Source organism: Veillonella montpellierensis DSM 17217 (assembly GCF_000426745.1).
GTDB lineage: Bacteria > Bacillota > Negativicutes > Veillonellales > Veillonellaceae > Veillonella > Veillonella montpellierensis.
In genome coordinates this window covers 1-2,018 of record NZ_AUFY01000034.1, presented here as the reverse complement: position 1 = coordinate 2,018, position 2,018 = coordinate 1, and the positions used below count along the sequence as shown (strand labels likewise).

The 2,018-nt window shown below is 43.7% G+C and carries 1 pseudogene; it reads right to left on the bottom strand.

The features are described from left to right. Window positions 1-2,018 (bottom strand): annotated as a pseudogene (locus tag K357_RS09100) (hypothetical protein); the annotation flags it as partial.

Genomic DNA, 2,018 nt, shown 5'->3' with positions numbered 1-2,018 from the left:
GGATTTGCCACAAGTCGATAGTCTGTACTAGATTTGTTTGCAATTTCAGCGGATATCGTTTTCAACTGATCTTCCGTCGCAGCACGACCTGATACAAAGGTTGGACTTGTTACATTCCAGTCTTTGTTATCTAATCCTGTGACAAAGTTACCAGGGGTTTCCTTTGCTCCCTGTGCTGGTGTGGTGCCATCGGCACTAGGGGTAACGGATTGCTTACCAATTACCACGCCACCAGTAACAGTGTCATTGTCACCTTTTACGCCATTCACGCGAATGGTGGTGCTTGTCACGTTCGTTGCTTTTGTATCATCTATGAACGTAGCGCCTGCAGCATCTACTTTAGATGCTTTCTTGTCCTTTTTCACAACCACACCCGTTGTAGAAACAGTGGTATCACCAGTAGATACAGTGCCTGTGGTCCCGTCAATCGTAACTTTATTATCACCAGTACCAGCTACAACAGTACCAGTCGTACCATTCACAGTGACTTTCTTATCGGTAGCTTTTTCTCCACCGCTAAATGTAGTTACGCCATTCGCATCAAAGGATACTGTACCAGATCCTTTTGTATTGGTAATGGATGTAATATTACTGATGTCGCCTGTTACATTCACTGCATATGGAGTATCTTCGGCACCTGTACCAGTTACGGTTGTATTCGTACCGTTTTTGAAGTTACTTTCTTTTACCGATACGGCATAGGTAACTTTACCGTCTGTATTTTTATCTGATGTAACGGTGACATTGTTAGATCCAGATGTAACAACGACGGCGTCTTTGGCTACATTCGATATCACTTTCTCACCATCATCTGTAATATTCGATAAATCATTTTTCGCAATACCGGAAATCACGGCTTTCTTACCAGGCACATCTTCTTCTTTGCCATTGACATAGGAAAGTGTTACTTTGCCTTTGTCATCGACTTCGTAGGTTGTCTTGTCTTCAGTTGGTTTAATGTGAAGTTCTTTCGACGCGACCTCTGTCAATTGAGATAGATTCACTACATCAGTATTTTCTGTACCATTAGCGACGTTCGTGATTTTAGCGCCACCGACAGAGATGGTGCCTGGTTTGGTTTCTTCTTTGCCACCGTCTCCTACGGTTTTTGTACCGCTCGTAATGGTGAGGGTCGTACCCCCATTGGAGATGGTCAAGTTATCTATACCTCCTTTACCTGTAATGGAGGTAATACCTTGTAAGTCAGACGCTAATTGTACCTTGAGTGTACCATCTACATTGTTTACGCCAATGTTCTTATCTGTTAAGGTGTCTTTCTTAGCACCGCCAATGATATTCAACGTACTATTGAGTTTCTTTGTGATCACATTCGTAGTGTCAGTAGCGGTAACATCGTCACCGGCATATTTCATGCCATCATCCATAGTGGCCACTTCGTGTTTCACAGGTTTCTTTTTATCTGGATTCTTCGGGTCTACTTCTTGTGTTTCGTAGATGATACGCGTCATGCCATCTTGGCCATCTTGACCATCTACGCCATTCACGCCCTTATCACCTTTAATGGTAAGGCCGTTAGCACCATTCTTGCCTGCTAGACCAATGGATCCATTCTTACCATGAATCGTTACCGAAGACCCATCTTTACCATGTACGCCGATGGTACCATCGGAACCTTTTTCACCTTTTTCACCGACGATGATGTTAGGATCTTTACCTGGTGTACCTGGCTTACCAGCTTCGCCTTTGACGGTCAATGTAGTAGTAGTAACAGATTTCGATGTTAAGTCTTTATTAAGTTTCACTGTTACTGTCGTATTCCCATCATCACCTTGTGCAATCGATGTGAGTACGTTTTTACCATCGTATTGTTTGTCCTCTTCAGAGGCATTAGCCGGTATATCTGCCGTACCTTTAATGGTAACGGTAGACCCTAGTTGGTTGGGCTTAGGCCCACCAACATTAGCATTGAATACAAGTCCTTTTTGTGTGGCTTGCGTTACGGCTTGCGTAATGCTGTCATCAGCAGCCTGTTTAAGATCAGATACGTTCACCGCTGC